The following is an 18,389-nucleotide window of genomic DNA, read 5'->3' as shown; positions in this document are numbered from 1 at the left end:
CCCCGGGCCTGTGCCACCGCGAGCGGGAATCCGAGAGATAAGGAGGACGACGTGGAGGTCCTGCGTGTCTTCAACAACAACGTCGTCCTCGCCCGCAACGGGGCCGGGGGTGAGGTCATCCTCACCGGCCGCGGTCTGGGCTTCCAGGCCAAGCCCGGGCAGAAGGTCGACGGGACCAAGGTGGTGCGGGTCTTCGTCCCCGACGACGGGCGGGACGCCGACAACTTCGGGGCACTGGTGGCGGCGATCCCTCCGGAGCACCTGCTGCTGGCCGATCAGGCCCTGGAGATCGCCCGCACGGACATGGCCGCCCCGTTGAGCTCGACCACGGTGGTCGGCCTGGCCGACCACCTCAGCTTCGCGATCAAGCGCCTGCGGCAGGGCATCGACATCGAGTACCCGCTGCGCACCGAGGTCGCCCACCTGTACCCCGACGAGCTGGGGGTCGCGCAGCGGGTCCTCGACCACGTCAACGCCCACCTCGAGCAGCCGCTGCCGGAGGCGGAGGCCGTCCCGATCGCCCTCCACCTGGTCAACGCCGGGTTCGCCACCGGCGACCTGTCGTACACCTATCAGATGACCGGGGTCTTCGCGCAGCTGTTCGAGGTGCTCGAGCAGGCCTACGGTCGTCCGTTCGACCGCGACACCATCAACGCCGCCCGGTTCATCACCCACCTGCGCTACTTCTTCGTGCGGGCGCACACCGGCCGGCAGCTGGACGAGGGCGCCACCCGGCTCAGCGTCGCGATCAGAGAGGCCTACCCCGACGCCTTCGCCACTGCCCTGAAGCTCCAGGCGGTGCTGGAGCTGCGCCTGGGGGAACCCCTCACCGAGGACGAGGTCACCTACCTGACCCTGCACATCGCCCGCATGGTCGACGACCTCCGCGTGCGCTGACATCCCCGCCGGCTGACCGCCACAGGGTCTGCACCGCACCATCGACGGTCACGTCCCCACCGCCGTGCTGTCGCCGGTGCATCCGGGTGCATCCCACGGCGACACGGTGGTGCTGCGCGCCGAGGACGCGGGTGCTGCGGAGACACCGGCCCGCCCGGTCCAGATCCTGGCGACCGAGCACGGGCGTGTGGCTCGGGCAGCCCTCGGACGCGCCCCGGCGGGTCCGGGGGGCTGACCGTCGCGCCCGTGGGCACCCCGCGGTCCCCTGCCGCCCGTCGGCTCGTCGCGCGGACGGACGCCTAGCCTGCGACGAGTCCGTGACGCACGAATGCGTTCCACACCCCGTCCTCGCGCACGCTCGTCGTGGTCTCGTCGGCCAGTGCCTTCATCTCCGCAGCCGCGTTGCCCATCGCGATGCCGGTGCCGCACACCTGGAACATCTCCACGTCGTTCCAGCTGTCGCCGATGCCGATCGCCACCGATCGGTCCATGCCGAGGTGGTCGAGCACGGATTCGATGGCTGAGCCCTTGGTGGTGCCGCGCATGCCGATCTCGCCGTTGGATCCGCCGGGCAGCGGCATGCTGCCGGGCACGACGTGGAACCGGTCCCCGAGCTCGCGCTGGGCGCGCGCGACCGTATCCACGTCCTCCCCGAGGAACACCGCTTTCGCGACACGGTCGAGGTCGACCTCGGTCAGATCCCGGGTCCGCGGCACACCTTGGGGTGCGGTCTGCGGTTCGTCGGGCTCACCGTGGGCGCTCTCCCACTGGCGCAGCATCTCGGCGAATCGTGCTCGCACCTGCGGGGAGGCGTGGACGGCGGCATCGGTCTGCAGGAAGAACAGAAGGCCCCGGTCCTGGAAGTAGTCGATGAGCCGCTGCACCGCCTCGCGCGGCATGGTCGCGGCCACGACGGTCTCTGCACCGCTGGTGGCATACGCGCCGCCGTTGGTGATCGCACCGTCGAAGCCGATCGCGCGCACCGCACGGGGAATCGCCCCGGCTGCGCGTCCGGTGCAGAGGTACACGAGGTGCCCCGCTGCGCGCGCACCCTGGATCGCCTCCACGGTCGAGGCTGCGACGGACACGCCGTGGTCGAGTATTGTTCCGTCGACGTCGAGAAAGGCGACGCGGGGGGATGTCATGGGCTTCTCCAGAACGGTCGTTCCCAGGCTGCGGTCACGGTCGACGCACCCGAGCACTCGATGGGCTGTGCGGTCGAGGCGGTCACCCGGCCGAGGCACCGTTCGATGGTATAGCGCCGCACCCGGACACCGTCCGACACCGTCTCGCCCGCCCGGAGCACGTGATCGCTCCGGTGCTCCGCTCTCGTCCGATCTCCAGGTCCGGGTGAGCACGGGCGGCCAGGACGGTGCGGGCCGGTGGGGTCATTCGTGCCGCAGGGCGGTGATGGGGTCCTTCCCCGCCGCGCGCACGGCGGGGATCGTGCCGGCGAGGAAGGCGATGGCCAGCACGGCCACGGCGATCAGGGCAAGGCTGCGGGCTCGGAAGGCGAAGAGCGACAGCCCGGGCAGCCCGGCCAGGAACCCCTCGGCCAGCACCCCGGCCACCCACGACCCGGCCACCCCGGTGGCCACCCCCAGGACCGCGCCGAGGAAGCCGATGAACACCGCTTCGAGGGAGAACAGCCCGAAGACCTTGGGGCCGCTCATGCCCAGGGCCTTCATCAGCCCGATCTCCCGGGTGCGCTCCTGGACGGACATCAGCAGCGTGTTGACGATGCCCAGGCTCGCGGCCAGCAGCGCGATGACCGCACACGTGTTGAGGATCCAGATCACGGCGTCGATCACGGTGCGGAACATCCCCAGCTGGTCCTCGACCGTGGAGGCGACCATCCCCGCCCGCTCCAGCTCCTCCTGCACCGCTGTGGCCTGGGCGGGGTCGTCCATGATGGCCCGGGCCATGATGTAGCTGGCCGGGATCTGCTCGGGCCCTCCGCCGGTCTGGTAGGCATAGAGGCGTTCGTTGAACGAGGTCGACGGCAGGGGGTTCATCGCGACCCCGGCCAGGCTGGCCTGGGTCACCCCCGACACGCGCGCCTCGAAGGAGCGCTCCGCTCCTGCCTGGTCGGTCATCACCACCTGCACGGTGCCCCCCACCGCGTCCTCGGCCGAGGCGAAGCCCAGATCGGCCACCCAGCTGTCGGGGATCGCGATCTCGTCCTCGCCCTCGGCGGCGGTGGCGCCGGTGACCATCTGCAGGCCGTCGCCGTGGACCGGGACGCCGAGCGCGAGCTGGAACTTCTCCCCCGCAGCCCCCAGGTAGGTGGGGACCACGTTGTAGACCGGTTGCACCTCGGCCACCCCGGGGGTGTCCTCCACGGTGGCGATGTTCTCCTCCGACAGTCCCGCGAAGGAGACACCGAACCCGGTGGACACCTGGGTGTCCTCCGGGTCGTAGGCCCGCGGGCCCGTGCCGGTGGAGAGCTCCAGCAGCGGCTGGGACTTCTGCACGTAGAGCGTGTCCGCATCGCCGAAGGCGGCCACCGTCTCGTCGATGTAGCGGTTCACCCCGGTGCCCATGCCCGAGGTCAGGGTCAGGGTCAGCGCGCCGATGAACACCGCCACCACGGTCAGCACGGTCCGGATCCGGCCCCGCAACGTGCTGGTGACGGCCGAGCCGACCACATCCGGCCACTTCACCGCCCACCCCCCGACACTTCGAGGGGCACCTCGTCCCGCTCGGCGGGATCCCCGACGGCCACCCGGTCCGCAGGAACGACGCTCGCGGGGGACGGGACCGGGTCCACGATCACCCCGTCGCGCAGGTGCACCTGGCGGTCGCACCGTGCGGCCAACTCCGGGTCGTGGGTGACGACGACCACGGTGATGCCCCGGTCCCGGTGGAGCTCGAAGAGGATGTCCTGGACCACCGCCCCGGTGGCGGAGTCCAGGTTGCCGGTGGGCTCGTCGGCGAAGATCACCGACGGGTCGTTGACCAGCGCCCTCGCGATCGCCACCCGTTGCTTCTGGCCCCCGGACAGGTCGGTGGCCCGGCTGCCCGCCTTCTCCGCCAGCTCCAGCCGCTCCAGCACCGCCAACCCCCGGCGCCGCCGCTCGGCTCGGCCGACCCCGGCGATCGTCAGGGGCAGCACCACGTTCTCCAGCACCGTCTGGCCCGGGGTGAGGAAGAACTGCTGGAACACGAACCCGAACATCGTGTTGCGCACCCGGTGGAGCTCCCGGGCCGACAACGACCCGGCATCCTGGCCCCGCACGGCCACCGACCCGGAGGTCGGTGCGTCCAGCAGCGCCAGGAGGTGCATCAAGGTCGATTTGCCCGATCCGGACTTCCCCACGATCGCCACCGACTCCCCCGCCCGGATCGCCAGATCCACCCCGTGCAGGGCGGTGTGCGTGGTCTCGCCCCGGCCGTAGGTCTTCACCAGTTCCTGTGCCTCGAGCACCACCGGACTCACGACTATGGACCTTCTTCCCACCCCGACCCCCACAGCCACCCCAGGGCGATCGAACGGGCGGCCGGCGCGAGACGACGTCCCACCCGTCAATCATGTGCGTACGCACACAATATGGGGGTACGGGAGGGTGTCCCCACTAGAGGGGCCGACCACCCGTCCACCTGGGAACGGACGCCACGGCGGGTGCGGAACGGCCGTGGGACCCGCCGCACCGGTCCGTCCCGCCGTCGACCGGTCGGCCTCCCGAGACCCGGTGTCGGGCGTCGCCCCCCACCGTGGACCACCTGCACTTCGGCCGGAACCGGGAGCAGGGTCCCGTGCTTCCGGGACAGCGGTGAAGGCAGCCGAGAAGATCCCGCCCCGGGCCCCCGCTCGGACAGGTGCCTTCGTGAGCCGGCAGCGGGCGGGGGCGTCCGTGCGCTCAGGGGGCCCCTGTGCCCGTGCTGCCGATCGGGGACGTGCCCCGCACCTCCCGTCCGGTGCGGGACCGCGGATCGGTCGTCCGTGGGGGGTGGGTGCGACGGTACTGCGCGGCGAGGCGGACGGGGGCGTTGGGTGCACCGAAACCGGAGTACCCGTGGCGGCGCTCCACCACCTCGAAGAACACCGTGCCCAGGGTCTGTGTGTAGAAGTGCAGGAACTCGCCCTCGGCGTCCCGGTCGTAGAGCAGGTGCAGCTCCTGCAGGGCGGCCACGAACTCGTCGTCGAGGTCGAAGCGGGCGTCGAGGTCGTCGTAGTAGTTCTGCGGCACGGGCAGGAACCGCAGCCCCCGCCGGCGGGCCCGCCGGGCCACGGCGAAGACGTCCGTGCAGGACAGCGCCACGTGCTCGGGGTAGGCCGCGCCCACGAAGGAGCCCTGCTCTGCGGCCGTCGGGGCGACGTTGAGCGGCATCCGCACCGCGCCGTTGGCCGAGCGCATCACCTGGCTGCGCACCAGTCCCGAGGGGCCGGGGACGTCCTGGGCGGGCTGGGCGGCGAGGGCGAGCACCGAGGTGTAGAACAGCACGGCCTCGTCGTAGTGCTGCCAGGGCTGGGCCATGTTGATGTGGTCCACGCCGGTGACCAGGGCCCCGGTGTCGATCTCCTCGTCCGCGCCGAACTCGCCCAGCCACGCGGGGACGCCGTTGCCGGGCCGTTGGCAGAAGAAGATCTCCGTGCCGTCCGGGGCGAACACCCCGCGCAGCACCTGTTCGTCGTCGCGCTGGGACCGGGACACCGGCCGGGCTGACAGCCGGGTGGCGCGCTCGAGCGCGGTGGCCGGGTCCGCGACCTCGAAGCCGAGGGCGGCGACCTCGGTGGGCGCGTCCTCGGGAACGGCGTTGTTGACGATGATCCGCACCGGTCCCTGGACCCACACCTGCACGTGCTCCTTCGACTGGTGGTGCCCACCCAGCGCGAAACCCAGCTGGTGCAGCAGCCGGGTGGTCTCCCCGAGCCGCCCGGTACGGATCTCCACGAAGTCGTACCCGTCCGGTTCCTCCACCGGCGGCAGGGCCTGCAGCTGCAGGCGGCCCCGCGCGGGTCGACCGCCCAGTGCCCGTCGGGTCTGGTCCTCGAGCCAGCGCAGGGATCTCAGCCCGTCCACGGCCGTGCGGTGGACGTCGGCCTGACGGAAGGCGTCGTTGAAGATCTCCAGGGACACGGGGCCGTCGTAGCCGGCGCGGACCAGGTGGGTCATGAACCCGACCATGTCGAAGTCCCCCTCGCCGGGAAACACCCGGTGGTGGCGGGACCAGGACAGGACGTCCATGTGCAGCAGCGGAGCATCGGCGAGCTGCACGAAGAAGATCTTCTCCGCCGCGATGTCCTCGATCGGGGCGGGATCCCAGGCGCGGGAGAGGATGTGGAAGCTGTCCAGGCAGGTACCCACGTTGGGGTGGTCGGCCAGGTCGACGATCCGCTGGGCGTGCTCGAAGTCGTTGACGAACCTGCCCCACGCCAAGGCCTCGTAGGCGAGCCGGACCCCGTACCCGGAAGCGAGGTCACCGAGCCGGCGCAGCTGGTCGGCGACGACCTCGTCGTCGTCGATCTCGGCGGTCGCGACGTTGGAGCACACGAGCATGGTGGTGATGCCGAGCCGGTCCATCAGCCGGAACTTCGCCTCGGCGCGCTGGAGATTCGCGGCGAACTGCTCCGGGCCGACGGCATCGACGTCGCGGAAGGGCTGGTAGAGGTCCAGGCCCAGGCCCAGTTCCGCCGCGAGGTCGCGAATCTGCTCGGGAGCGGAGGGGGAGACGACGAGGTCCTGCTCGAAGACCTCGATCCCGTCGAAACCGGCCTCGGCGGCGGCGTGCATCTTCTCCTCGAGGGTGCCCGAGAGGCAGACCGTGGCGATGGAGGTTCTCATGGTCGGGTGATCCCCTTGTCGGTCGGTGGGTGGTGGTCGGCTCGGCGACTCGGCCGCCTACTGGGCAGCGATCAGCTGCAGGAAGTGCTCTCGCATCCGGGAGCGGTCCGGCTCGATCCCGGTGATCAGCCGGAAGGCGTCCACGGCTTGACCCACGGCCATGTGCCCGCCGTCGAGCACCTGGCAGCCGGCCGCCCGGGCCGCCACGACGAGCTCGGTGTCCACCGGGAGGTAGACGACGTCCGCCACCCACTGGTGCCCGTCCAGCAGCTGCGGGTCGAACGGGGTGCCCGGGTGGTGGTGCATGCCCACGGGAGTGGTGTTGACCACGCCGTCTGCGGTCCGGACGAGCTCCGGAAGATCCTGGGTCGTGGCCGCCTCGACCTGCCTGTCCGGGAACAGCACAGCCATCGCGGAGGCCCGCTCGGAGGCCCGATCCTGGTCCACGTCGACCAGCTGCAGGGTCTGCACCCCGCAGGACAGCAGCGCCGAGGCCACCGCTGAGCCGGCGCCGCCGGTGCCCACCTGCACGACCCGGCCCGTGGCCACCCCCGGGAGCACCGTGGTGAATCCCGCGGCGAAGCCGGACACATCGGTGTTGTGGCCGACGAACCGGCCCTCGCGGATGAGCACCGTGTTGACGGCCTGCAGGGCGGCCGCGTCCGGGGAGACCTCGTCCAGGTGCTCCAGGACCAGCTGCTTACAGGGGTGAGTGATGTTGAAGGCATTGAATCCCAGGTCCCGGCCCGCAGCCAGCAACGCTCCCACGTCCGTGCCCGGGCGCCCGATGGCCTCCAGGTCCACCGGCCGGTAGAGGTAGTGCAGCCCGTGCCGGCGGGCCTCGGTCTCGTGCATCGGCGGGGTGAGGCTGGCGGTGATGCCGCCGCCGATCAGGCCCACCAGGTAGGCCTCTGACGTGGTGCTCATGGGTTCTCCTTCGACATCGGATCGGGGTGCGGCGCGGAGCCTCGGGCGCGCACGGCCGATAGAGGGCGTGTCCCGGCGACGGGGATCATGGCCGGTGGGGAAGCTCCAGCGCCAGGTCCGCGGCGGCCTGCCGCAGCGCGGGCAGAAAGCCCTGCAGCCCGGGCAGGTCGGCGCGGAAGAGCGGGGCGGCCAGGGCCACCGCAGCGATCAGCCGGTTCGAGGGAGACAGGACGGGCACCGCGATGGCGGCCATGCCGACGTCGTTCTCCTCCTGCTGCCCGGCCCAGCCCTGAGCCCGGATGTGCTCCGTCTGCCGACGCAGCTCGTCGCGGTCCGTGAGGGAGTGCTCCGTGCGCGGGGTGAGCTCGAGAGTGTCGAGCAGGTGCTCGCGAGTGTCCGGATCGCAGAACGCCAGCAGCGCCTTGCCGATCGCGCTGGTGTGCAGGGACCCGTGGTCGCCGGGGTCGGTGGTGGTGCGGAACTGCGGTCCGTCCACCTTGCGCACCGTCAGGAAGTGCGCGCCGTCCAGGACCCCCAGGATCGAGCTCTCCCCGGTGTGCTCGGTCAGCCGCTGGAGTATCGGGGTGGCGGCTCCCTCGAAGCCCCGGGTGCTGGCCACCTTCTGCCCGAGCTGGTAGACGCGCAGCCCCAGGCGGTAGCGCCTCTCCCGCGGGTCGTAACTGGCGAACTCCGTGCCGACCAGAGTGTTCAGCAGCCGGTACACGGTGCTGAAGGGATAGGCCGACTCCTCCGCGATCTGCGCAGCGGTCGCCCCGTGGGGGTACTCCCCCAGCAGCGTGAGCAGGCCGAGGGCCTTGCCCACGGTCCCGGATCCCTCTGTCACCATCGTGCACCTTCCTTGACACATCGTGTGAGTTACATCATGCTCGAAATTCAGAATACAGCAAGCGTTGCCACAATATGAAAGTTGAGACATGACGCGGAGATTGCGCATCGCCGTCGTGGGGGCGGGCCTCATCGGGCGCGAGCACGCCCGGCGGGTCCTGGCCCACCCGCGCCTGGAGCTGAGCTACGTCGTCGATCCGTACGTCGATGCCGCGGACACCCCCTCCGGATCGGCCACCGCCCTGGTGGCCGATCTCGAGGTGGCACTGGGCGACGTGGACGGTGTCGTCCTGGCCACCCCGAACCCCGCCCACCGGGACGGGGCGCTGGCCGCGATCGCCGCCGGGATCCCGGTGCTCGTGGAGAAGCCGATCGCCGACACCGTGGCGGCGGCCGCCGAGATCGTCACCGCCGCCGAGGCGAGCGGAGTGCCCGTGCTGGTGGGCCATCAACGCCGGCACTCCCCGCTGCTGGCCCGCGCGGTCGAGGTCATCGCCTCGGGAGCGATCGGGAACCCGGTGGCGGTGATGGGCTCGGCGCTGTTCGCCAAGCCGCACGACTACTTCGACGCCGCCCCCTGGCGCCGGGAGGCCGGCGGGGGCCCGATCCTCATCAACCTGATCCACGACATCGACTGCCTGCGGGCCCTGTGCGGGGACATCACCCGGGTGCAGGCCACCGCCGGCAACACCGTGCGGGGGTTCGCCGTGGAGGACACGGCAGCCGTCGTGCTGAACTTCGCGTGCGGGGCGCTGGGCACGTTCATCGTCTCCGACGCCGCCGGCTCGGCCCGGTCCTGGGAGCAGACCTCCAGGGAGAACCCCGGCTACGACACCGCCGACGACGAGGACTGCTACCACGTCGCCGGCACCCGCGGGTCGATCTCCGTGCCCACCCTGCGGCTGCGCACCTACCGGGGAACGGCCTCCTGGTGGGAGCCGTCCGCGGTCACCACGATCGACGTCCGCCGCGAGGACCCCCTGGACCTGCAGCTCGAGCACTTCGAGCACGTCATCCGGGGAAACTCGGCACCCAAGGTCACGGCCCGGGACGGCCTGCAGTCGTTGCGCGTCGTCGAGGCGGTCGCCGACAGCGCCCGGACCGGCCTTCCCGTCGACGTGCCCACCGGCCGTCCGGCACCCCGCCCCGCCACCCGACAGACCAGAGAGGACTCCCATGTCGTCACCCACTGAGCCGGCACCGCCGGCCGAGGCGCCGCCGCAGCGGGAAGTGGGGATCTTCCGCTGGCTCGGCTACGTCGAGCAGGTGATCGGCGGCCTGCTGATCGTCGTCATCTTCGTCTTCGTCCTGATGCAGGCCGTGCAGCGCTATCTGCCCACGGGCACGTGGGTCGGCGCCGGCGAGCTCTCCCGCTACGCCCTGGCCGGCCTGACGTTCCTGATGGCCGGCTACCTCTACGGCCACGGCCTGCACATCGCGGTCCTGGTGATCGACCGATACACCTCCGCGCGGGTCGCGAAGGTGCTGCACGTGCTCACCCACGTGCTCGTCGTGGTCGTCTCCCTGCTGCTGCTCAACGAGGTGTGGTTCCTGCTGACCGACTCCGTCTCCCAGTCCACCCCGGCACTGGGGATCCCGATGCTGTGGATCTACCTGTTGCCCCTGCTCGGGATCCTCACCCTCACCGTTCGTTCCGCCGTGGCGGTCTTCGTGCCGCGGGCGATCGCCGCCGAGCCGGAACCCGTCGTCGCGGAAGGAGCCGGCTCATGAGCATCTGGATCCTGGCCCTGCTGGTCATCGCCCTGATCGCCGTCCGGGTGCCCGTGGGCCTGGCCTTCCTGGGCCCCAGCGTCCTGTACATGCTGCTGGAGGGGAACTCCGCGGGCCTCGGCTTCCGCCAGGCCTTCAACGGGGTCGCATCCTTCCCGCTCCTGGCCGTGCCGCTGTTCATCCTGCTGGGGTCCATCGCCAACCGCGCCGGGATCGCCGATCGCATCTTCGACTTCGCCCTGGCGCTGCTGGGCCGGGTCCGCGGCAACCTGGGCTACGTCAACGTGGCCACCAGCCTCGGCTTCTCCTGGATGAGCGGCTCCGCCCTGGCCGACGCCGCGGCCCTGGGCAAGATCCAGGTGCCCGCCATGATGAAGGCCGGCTACACCTTCCGGTTCGCCTCCGGCCTCACCGCCGCCTCCGCCCTGATCGCCCCGGTGATGCCCCCGTCCATCCCGGCCGTCATCTACGCCTCGGTGGCGGCCCTGTCCACGGGCGCCCTGTTCGCCGGCGCCGTGGTCCCCGCCTTCCTGATGGCGACGGGCCTGGCCGTCACCGTGTTCATCCTGACCCGCCGCAACACCGCCCTGCAGACCATCCCGTTCAGCTGGTCGACCCTGGGGACCGCCACCCTGCGGGTGATCGGCCCGCTCGGAGCCCCGGTCATCATCCTCGGCGGCATTCTGCTGGGGCTTTTCACGCCGACCGAGGCCGCCGCGGTCGGGGTGGCCTACATGGTCGTCCTGGGCTTCGCCTACCGCACCCTGAACCTGCGCTCCATCGTGGACGCGATCCGCGAGGCGGCCACGACCACGGCGTCGATCACCCTCATCCTGGCCTCGGCCGCCCTGCTGGGCTGGATCCTGGCGCGGGAACGGGTGCCCCAGGAGGTCGCCGAGTTCGTCACCTCCTTCACCGACAACCCGATCGTCTTCCTGCTGCTGATCAACGTGCTCCTGATCCTGCTGGGCATGGTCATCGACGCCACCGCGGTCATCATGATCACCGTCCCGGTGCTGATGCCCATCGCCCTGCAGTTCGGGATCGATCCCGTCCACCTGGGTGTGATCATCATCGTCAACCTCATGATCGGGCTGCTGACCCCGCCCGTGGGCAGCGTGCTCTACGTCATGAGCTCGGTGACCAGCAGGGGCGTGGACGAGGTCTTCCGCGGCATCGCGGTCTTCCTCGTCCCCCTGGTCATCGTCCAGCTGATCATCACCTTCTTCCCACCGGTCGTCACCGGCCTGCCGGCCCTGCTCGGCCTGTAGTCGGTTCCATCGATCCACGCCGACGACCTATGTCCCCGACCCACCTCACCGATCCACAGGAGAACACCATGCGATCCACCACTCGCCGTCTGGCCGCCGCCGTCAGCCTGCCCCTGACCCTCGGCCTGCTCACCGCCTGCGCCGGCGGGGGCAGCGGAACCGGGGGAGGTGAGGGAGGAGCCCAGACACTGAGCTTCGCCAACAGCTACCCCGAGGACCACCCGCACAACCGCTGCGGTGCCGTGCTCGTGCAGGAGGCCGTCGCCGACGACGACCTCGAGGTGGAGCTCTTCCCCTCCAGCCAGCTCGGCGGGGACACCGACCGCTTCACGTCTGTGATGTCCGGGGACATCGCCCTGGACCTGCAGGGGTCCTCCGGGCTGGCCGCCACCTACGAGCCCATCGGCGTCATGGACATGGCCTACGCCTTCGACGACGTCGACCACCTCTTCTCCTGGTTCGACGAGTCCGAGGCCGCCCAGCAGATGAAGGACGACTTCGAGGCCGAGACCGGGGCGAAGATCCTGGACGTCTGGTACTACGGCGACCGCACGTTCTCCGCCAACTCGCCCATCCGCACGCCCGCGGACCTCGACAACCTGCGCATCCGCTTCCCCGACTCCCCGGTGCACCTGCAGAACGCCGAGGCCCTCGGCGCCGAGCCGGTTGCGGTGGCGTTCGAAGAGATCTACCTGGCCCTGCAGCAGGGCACCGTGGACGGCCAGGAGAACCCGGTGCAGCTCACGGCGCAGAACAGCTTCGACGAGGTCCAGGACTATGTCAGCCTCAACCGCCACTCCGTGGGCTCGCAGCTCGTCGTGATGAACGCGGACGCCTGGAGCGGGCTGTCCGAGGAGCAGCAGACCGCGCTGACCGAGTCCGTCCGCGATGCCCGTGCCGACAACCTCGAGTGCGCCCAGACCGAGGAGCAGGAGGTCCTCGACGAGTGGGAGGCCGCCGGCACCCCGGAGGTCATCGAGGACGTCGACGTCGAGGCCTTCCGGACCCAGGCCCAGGACTACTTCCTGAACAACCTCGAGGGCGAGCAGCTGGAGCTCTACCAGGACATCCGCGACTCCGCCGGACAGAACTGACCGGACCGGTCCCCCGCTGGGGGCGCTGGCCGCGCCGCGGCCCGCGCCCCCAGCCGTCGCTGCGGCAGCCTCTCCGGGGGCGTGTCAGCCGTTGTGAACTCACGCGTGGACGACGGCGGACGAGACCTCCGAGTCGGAGGTGGTCACCGAGGGAGGCACACCGGCGGCCACGGCGCGGTCATGGTGGCGCCCAGGTCTGTCGCACCGACGGGGTGACGGACAGATCGTGAGCCCACCGACATGCTCGTCCCCTCCGGCTGTTCAGGGACGGACGTCGATGCCGTGCACCGATGCCGCGGTGAACGGCCGATGGGACCGGTCAGGGGATGATGTGCTCGGTCCGGTAGCGGTCGAACAGGTCGGTGAAGCAGTCCTGGGTGCGGCGGTAGCCGGTGAACCCGGCCAGCCGGCTCCTGCTCATGTCGGCCACCACCTCGATCGGCCGCCCCAGATCCGCGTCCGTGTGCCACCACGAGGCCACCCGCCCCAGGTCCGGCTCGGCGAGGCCGTGCTTGTCCACGATCCGGGCCCAGACGTCCTCGGCGCCGCGCATCTGCTCCTCCAGTGGGCGCGGTGCGTCCTGGTAGCCCTCCCACTCGAGCCCGAAGTGCTCGGCCAGGGCCGGCCACATGCGGCGCCAGCGGAAGACGTCCCCGTTGACCACGTTGTAGGCCGCGTTCCCGGCGGCCTCCGTGGTCGCGGCCCAGACCATGTGCTCGGCCAGCAGGGTCGCGTCGGTCATGTCGGTCAGGCTGTTCCACTGCGTCTGCGAGCCGGGGAACACGAAGGGCCGGCCGGTCTCCCGGCAGATCGCGGCCTGGGCGGCGAGGGTGAGCGCCATGTTCATGGCGTTGCCCACCGCGTGCCCGATCACCGTGTGCGCCCGGTGCACCGACCAGCGGAAGCCCTGGCGCCCGGCGGCGGCCCACAGCTCGTCCTCCTGGGCGTAGTAGAAGTTCTCCACCGGCAGGCGGGGCTCCTCCTCGAGGAAGGGGGTGTCGGGCATCTCGCCCTGCCCGTAGGCCTCGAAGGGGCCGAGGTAGTGCTTGAGCCCGGTCATCAGCGCCACGTGCTCCACCGGGGCGTGGGCCAGGGCGGCCAGCAGGTTGCGGACCATCCCGGCGTTGACCTCGATGTTCTCCTGCTCGGTGGCCTGGCGGGACCACGCGGTGAAGAACACGTGGGTGGGCCGCTCCTCGGCCAGCGCCGCTGCGAGGCTCTCGGCCGAGCGCAGGTCCGCGGCCACGTGGCGGGCGGTGCTGCCGGGGACGGGGGTGCGCGACAGCGCCACCACGTCCCAGTCCTGGGCAGTGAGCTGCTCGACGATCGCGGAGCCGGCGATGCCGCTGGCACCGACGACCAGGGCGGTCCGGGTGGAGGAGTCAGGTGTGTTCATGGGACCCTACTGTGCCACCGCGCTCCGGGCACCGTCGCCCCCGAGGGGCGATGTGCGCCGAGGGAGGAATCCACGGCACCGGGTGCTGTCCGGCGCGGACGGGGTCCGGCGGGCGACGACGCCAGTACGGGACTCCTCCGGCCGGGCCGCCCTCGTGCAGGTGACCGGCAGGCTGCCGGCTGTTCCCGGTCCCGATTCTCCCCGTCCCACCGTTCCCTGTCCGAGGCGGAAGGATCCGGGTCGGTCTCCCATCCGCTGCCCACGGCGGGACCTCCGCCGGTCGGTCGTCTCCACGACGCGGGTGGCGCCCCGGTCGCGACGGAGGGTGTGACATCTTCGGTGGTTGGGTAACGATCCGGGGCAGGTCGGCTGACCGGCGCGGAAGGTCGTCCTACGCTGGGGGCACCGCCCGGCCCGTGAGTTCATCGGGTCCGGTGCGTGATCCGGGGCCATGGATCGGCCCGTCATCTCATCGGTCCCTCGGACTGTGCGCGCCGCCGGGATGCGCCCTCGCGGTGGCGTGCGGCGCAGGGATCGACATCGTCGTCCACGACGACTGAGCCTGCAGCACTGTTCTCCGGGTGCAGGGACCTCACCGGAGGCGACCTGCGCCGATCGAGAGGGAAACGAAGATGTCATCACCGGCACGCTCCACCCGTCACACGTTCGCCGCCGCCGCCGCGGCGGTACTCCTCTTCGGGACCGGCGGGGCGACCGCCGCCCCGCCGTCCCCGGCCGGGCCCGCAGCCGCCCCGGCCGCTGCGGCGACACCGCCGGCTCCGGCCACGGGCTCCGAGACCTGTGTGACCGACGTCGACGACGTCGTCACCCGAGAACCCTCCCCGCAGATGGCGGAGCCGTTGCCCGAGGAGCTGGCGACGACGTTGGACGCCGCCGCCCAGGCCTCCTTCGCCCAGGCCTCCGCCCCCGGTGCGGTGGTCGGGGTCTCCTCCCCGGAGGGCACCTGGACGGCCGCCTACGGGGTGGCCGACCCGGCCACCGGGGAGCCCATGGAGGTGGGCGTGCACACCCGCATCGGGTCGGTCACCAAGCCCTTCACCGCCACCCTGATCCTGCAGCTGGCCGAGGAGGGCCGGCTCTCTCTGGAGGACCCCATCGGGGACTACGTCGAGGGCATCCCCAACGGGGACCGGATCACGTTGCGGCAGCTGGCGGACATGACCAGCGGTGTGGCCAGCTACACCCGCAGCACCGCGTTCACGGACCGCTTCTTCGCGGATCCGCAGACGGCCTTCACCCCGGAGGAACTCGTCGCCGTCGGCGTCTCGGAGTCCCCCCTGTTCGCCCCCGGTGAGCAGTTCGACTACTCCAACACCAACTACATCCTGCTGGGCCTGGTGATCGAGCAGGTCACCGGCCAGCCGGTCGGGGAGGTCCTGGAGGAGCAGATCTTCGAGCCGCTGGAGCTCGACGAGACCGTCTGGCCCGGGGAGTCCACCGAGATGCCGGACCCCTACGCGCGGGGCTTCACGCTCCAGGGCGACACCGCGACCCCAGAAGCCCCGGCCGACGCCACCCACTGGAGCCCCACCTGGGGAGCCACCGCCGGGGCCCTGATCTCGGACATGGACGACCTGCTGGTCTACGGCCGGGCCATGGGCACCGGGCACGGACTGCTGGAACCGGAGACCCAGCGAGAGCGCCTCACCTCGTTCCGGCCGCCCGAGGGCGGCTACGGGCTGGGCTTCGGGTGCATCGACGGCTGGGTCGGACACACCGGGACGCAACCCGGCTACAACACCACCGTCTACTACGACACCACCACCGACACCACCGTGGTCGTGCAGGCCACCAGCGACATCGCCTCCGGGGACTGCCCCGAGTCCCCGGTGCTGGCCGACGACCCCAGGACCCTGCCCTGCGCCACCCCGGCCACCCGGATCTTCGCCGAGGTCTCCACCGCCCTGGGCCACACCTTCACCCCCAACCCCGAACGCTGACCACCACGCACGGCGAAACCCGGAGGACATCGACCCGGTGGGCGGCGACCGGCCACGGTCGAGTCCCTGACCGGGCCGGGCAGCACTTCTCGGTGCTCCGGGCCCATGTCCTGACCGTCGGGCGCGGCACCCGGCCCGAGCCCGACGTCCCCACCGTGCGAGCGCACGCACGGCAGCGGCACCGGTGCTGCTCATCCGGCACCGGGGCCGCGTCCCGGCACACCGAAGGGGCCGAGGTCGATGATCGGCAGGTCCCCGTCCGTCTCGATGGCGTCCCCACCTCCGTTGCGGGCGTGGTAGCCGGTGGAGTACTGCTCGACGACGTGGACCGTGGCGCCGACGGAGTGCAGCGACGAGACGACGAGGTCGCGCTCCCGGTCGGTGTCCGCGCCGATCTTGTGGGTGATCTGGAGCGTGAACAGGGACAGCCCCACGCGGCGGTCGAAGGTGGCCGCCCCGATGAGGTCGACGGCGTACCCGCCGGGGAGCCTCCACCCCGGCGGGCAGATCCAGAACCGGACGTGGTGGCGCTGGGCCGGGCTGCCCGCCACCTCTCGCTCGAACGCCAGGGACTGCCGGCGGCCGAAGGCGAACAGGGGGCTGACGGGCGCCGCCGGGTAGCTCCGGCGCAACATAAACGCCCGCACGATGTGCCAGCCGGTGCCGAGGGTCAGCGGATCCGCGGCGGTCCAGCCGGCCCCGACCATCGCGGCGGACAGCTGGGCAGGGGTACCCACCACCGCCAGGTTGACCGGGTCCCCCAGCAGGCCGTCGGAGGTGCGGGCCCGCCCGATGAAGTAGCTGGGGACGTAGATGCCGGTGAGCAGACGGTGCAACCGGGGCAGGAGCACATAGGCCGACAGCACCCAGAGGGGCAGGAACAGCCCGGGCAGGCGCCCGTCGTCGTCGACCTCCTCGAGGACGAGATGGTAGACGCCCCAGCCGGCCAGCACACTGGTGATGAGGAAGCCGAACCGGTGCCCCCACAGAACCACCGTGGCCCATCGGGCACCGCCCCCGGCCGAACGGCTCTGTTCGTCGCTGTCGGGATGCCCACTGTCTGCGTCCACCTCGCGCTCCCCCGCCCCGTGTCCGGCACCGGACGTCCCCGGCGCCGGTCGTGGTGCCCCCAGGCTAGTGAGGACACCGGCACCGGCGGAAGCGCCGCGGGGGGGCCGTTGCACGATCGGGTGACGACTGGGCCGGCCGAGTTCGTGCACGGCACCCGGTCCTCCCGGGCGATCGACAGTCGTCCGAGGACGGTGCGCGTCGCGAGCACAGCGCTCGTTGCCGGTGCTGCGCACCGGAACGGCATCATGGGAGGCCCCTCGGACGTGTCGCCCCGGCCCGGTCGGGCTGTCCGTGCGGCCGACGCGGAGCCGCCCGGGGTCTGTGCTGGGTCATCGGTGGGCAGGGCGCTGCCCGCTCGGCAGGAACGTCCCACCGTCGACGTGGGAGACGGATCAGGGCGAGAACGGCCCTGCTGGTCGTCGGGTCGAGAGACCTCCGGGAATGTCGGGGGCCGCGGGGCCGGAGCCGTGCCGTGTGGCCGGTCCCGGACGGGTCGGTCACGTGCCGGCAGGACGAGGAGGGGGCGGCGGCAGGGCCACGGCGGTGCCGGTGACCCGGACCCGGTCGTCGCCGGCGGCCAGGTCGACGTCCAGGCGGCTGGGGCGGCCCATGTCCTCGCCCTGCAGCACGGTGATCCGTGCCGGGGGGTCCACGATCCCCAGGGTGCGCAGATACCCGCCGAAGGCGGCGGCCGCTGCCCCGGTGGCGGGGTCCTCGACGACCCCGCCCGGAGGGAACGGGTCGCGGGCGGAGAACACCCGGGCGGAGTGGGCGAACACCAGGTGCACGGTCGTCCAGCCCCGCTGCGCCATCAGCACCGCCAGCCGGTCGTAGTCGTAGTCGAGCCGGGCCAGGCGGGCTCGGTCGGCGGCGGCGAGGACGAGGTGGTCGTTGCCGGCATAGGCCACATGCGCCGGATAACGGGGATCCAGGTCCTCCGCTCGCCACCGCAGGGCCGCGAGCGCATCCTCCAGCTCGTCGGCCCCGGCGGGGCGGGTGCGGGTCGGGACGCTGGTCAGGGTCGCGGTGTACCCACCGGCGATCGCTGTGGTGCGCACCGGCACCGGACCGGCCGGCGTCTCGAAACGCAGCTGCCCCGGCCCGTGGCGTTCGGCCAGTGCCACAGCAGCAGCGACGGTCGCGTGCCCGCAGAAGGCCACCTCCGCCAGTGGGCTGTAGAACCGCATCCGATAGACGTCCGGGTGCTCGCCGGCTTCCAGGAACGCGGTCTCCGAGTACCCCACGGCGGCCGCGATCGACAGCCGGTCGCCGTCGGGCAGCCCCGCGGCGTCGAGCACGACCCCGGCCGGGTTCCCGCCGGCCCCGTGCTGGGCGAACGCGGCGTAGCGGAGCACGGGCACCGGGCTCAGTGCTGTGTCGGTCGTACCGGTGATGGTTGTCATCTCGCA

General features: G+C 71.6%; 15 protein-coding genes. 6 read left to right on the top strand and 9 right to left on the bottom strand.

What is annotated here, in order from left to right:
- Positions 1 to 51 precede the first annotated feature (51 nt).
- The gene (locus tag ACH9D3_RS01525; protein WP_396409594.1) at positions 52 to 897 is read left to right on the top strand and encodes a PRD domain-containing protein; all 846 of its coding nucleotides are present in this window, start codon (positions 52 to 54) and stop codon (positions 895 to 897) included.
- Positions 898 to 1,196: 299 nt separating this feature from the next.
- Here the strand turns inward: ACH9D3_RS01525 and ACH9D3_RS01520 are convergent, their stop codons facing one another.
- From ACH9D3_RS01520 to ACH9D3_RS01495, 6 genes are all read right to left on the bottom strand, one after another.
- Complete coding sequence (locus ACH9D3_RS01520; protein ID WP_396409595.1) at positions 1,197 to 2,042, bottom strand: Cof-type HAD-IIB family hydrolase; 846 nt, start codon at positions 2,040 to 2,042, stop codon at positions 1,197 to 1,199.
- Positions 2,043 to 2,285: 243 nt separating this feature from the next.
- Positions 2,286 to 3,560, bottom strand: coding sequence for an FtsX-like permease family protein (locus tag ACH9D3_RS01515; RefSeq protein ID WP_396409593.1), 1,275 nt, complete (start codon positions 3,558 to 3,560; stop codon positions 2,286 to 2,288).
- Positions 3,557 to 4,336: an ATP-binding cassette domain-containing protein gene (locus tag ACH9D3_RS01510; RefSeq protein ID WP_396409592.1), complete on the bottom strand. Its 780-nt coding sequence runs from the start codon at positions 4,334 to 4,336 to the stop codon at positions 3,557 to 3,559. The genes ACH9D3_RS01515 and ACH9D3_RS01510 overlap by 4 nt, the downstream gene beginning before the upstream one ends.
- Positions 4,337 to 4,757: 421 nt before the next feature.
- On the bottom strand, positions 4,758 to 6,683 hold the full coding sequence (locus tag ACH9D3_RS01505) for a TIM barrel protein (protein ID WP_396409591.1): 1,926 nt from the start codon (positions 6,681 to 6,683) through the stop codon (positions 4,758 to 4,760).
- Between the two features lie 57 nt (positions 6,684 to 6,740).
- Positions 6,741 to 7,610: a shikimate dehydrogenase gene (locus ACH9D3_RS01500; protein WP_396398116.1), complete on the bottom strand. Its 870-nt coding sequence runs from the start codon at positions 7,608 to 7,610 to the stop codon at positions 6,741 to 6,743.
- Between the two features lie 85 nt (positions 7,611 to 7,695).
- Positions 7,696 to 8,457, bottom strand: a complete 762-nt coding sequence (locus ACH9D3_RS01495) for an IclR family transcriptional regulator (RefSeq protein WP_396398115.1) — start codon at positions 8,455 to 8,457, stop codon at positions 7,696 to 7,698.
- An 88-nt stretch (positions 8,458 to 8,545) separates the two neighbouring features.
- On the opposite strand from ACH9D3_RS01495, the gene ACH9D3_RS01490 reads away from it, so the two are divergent.
- The 4 genes from ACH9D3_RS01490 (at position 8,546) to ACH9D3_RS01475 (ending at position 12,552) form a co-directional block, all read left to right on the top strand.
- Positions 8,546 to 9,649 carry a Gfo/Idh/MocA family protein gene (locus tag ACH9D3_RS01490; RefSeq protein ID WP_396409590.1) on the top strand — a complete coding sequence of 368 codons (1,104 nt, stop codon included), beginning with the start codon at positions 8,546 to 8,548 and terminating at the stop codon, positions 9,647 to 9,649.
- On the top strand, positions 9,633 to 10,187 hold the full coding sequence (locus tag ACH9D3_RS01485; protein WP_396409589.1) for a TRAP transporter small permease subunit: 555 nt from the start codon (positions 9,633 to 9,635) through the stop codon (positions 10,185 to 10,187). Before ACH9D3_RS01490 ends, ACH9D3_RS01485 begins: the two co-directional genes overlap by 17 nt.
- Positions 10,184 to 11,458 carry a TRAP transporter large permease gene (locus ACH9D3_RS01480; protein WP_396398112.1) on the top strand — a complete coding sequence of 425 codons (1,275 nt, stop codon included), beginning with the start codon at positions 10,184 to 10,186 and terminating at the stop codon, positions 11,456 to 11,458. The genes ACH9D3_RS01485 and ACH9D3_RS01480 overlap by 4 nt, the downstream gene beginning before the upstream one ends.
- 68 nt (positions 11,459 to 11,526) lie before the next feature.
- Positions 11,527 to 12,552 (top strand): DctP family TRAP transporter solute-binding subunit, encoded by a 1,026-nt coding sequence (locus tag ACH9D3_RS01475; protein WP_396398111.1) that lies wholly within the window; start codon positions 11,527 to 11,529, stop codon positions 12,550 to 12,552.
- Positions 12,553 to 12,871: 319 nt separating this feature from the next.
- Here the strand turns inward: ACH9D3_RS01475 and ACH9D3_RS01470 are convergent, their stop codons facing one another.
- Positions 12,872 to 13,948: an NAD-dependent epimerase/dehydratase family protein gene (locus ACH9D3_RS01470; RefSeq protein ID WP_396409588.1), complete on the bottom strand. Its 1,077-nt coding sequence runs from the start codon at positions 13,946 to 13,948 to the stop codon at positions 12,872 to 12,874.
- 632 nt (positions 13,949 to 14,580) lie between these two features.
- On the opposite strand from ACH9D3_RS01470, the gene ACH9D3_RS01465 reads away from it, so the two are divergent.
- Entirely contained in the window at positions 14,581 to 15,909 is a 1,329-nt protein-coding gene (locus ACH9D3_RS01465) for a serine hydrolase (protein ID WP_396409587.1), read from the top strand.
- Positions 15,910 to 16,100: 191 nt separating this feature from the next.
- On the opposite strand, the gene ACH9D3_RS01460 is transcribed toward ACH9D3_RS01465, so the two are convergent.
- A complete protein-coding gene (locus tag ACH9D3_RS01460; RefSeq protein ID WP_396409586.1) occupies positions 16,101 to 16,979 on the bottom strand; it encodes an LssY C-terminal domain-containing protein in 879 nt (292 codons plus the stop codon).
- 498 nt (positions 16,980 to 17,477) lie between these two features.
- A complete protein-coding gene (locus ACH9D3_RS01455) occupies positions 17,478 to 18,383 on the bottom strand; it encodes a PhzF family phenazine biosynthesis isomerase (protein ID WP_396409585.1) in 906 nt (301 codons plus the stop codon).
- Between the last annotated feature and the right edge of the window lie 6 nt (positions 18,384 to 18,389).

Origin of the sequence: Kocuria kalidii (genome assembly GCF_044462225.1) — a bacterium.
Classification (GTDB): Bacteria; Actinomycetota; Actinomycetes; order Actinomycetales; family Micrococcaceae; genus Kocuria; species Kocuria kalidii.
This window is presented reverse-complemented; position numbering and strand designations above follow the sequence as displayed.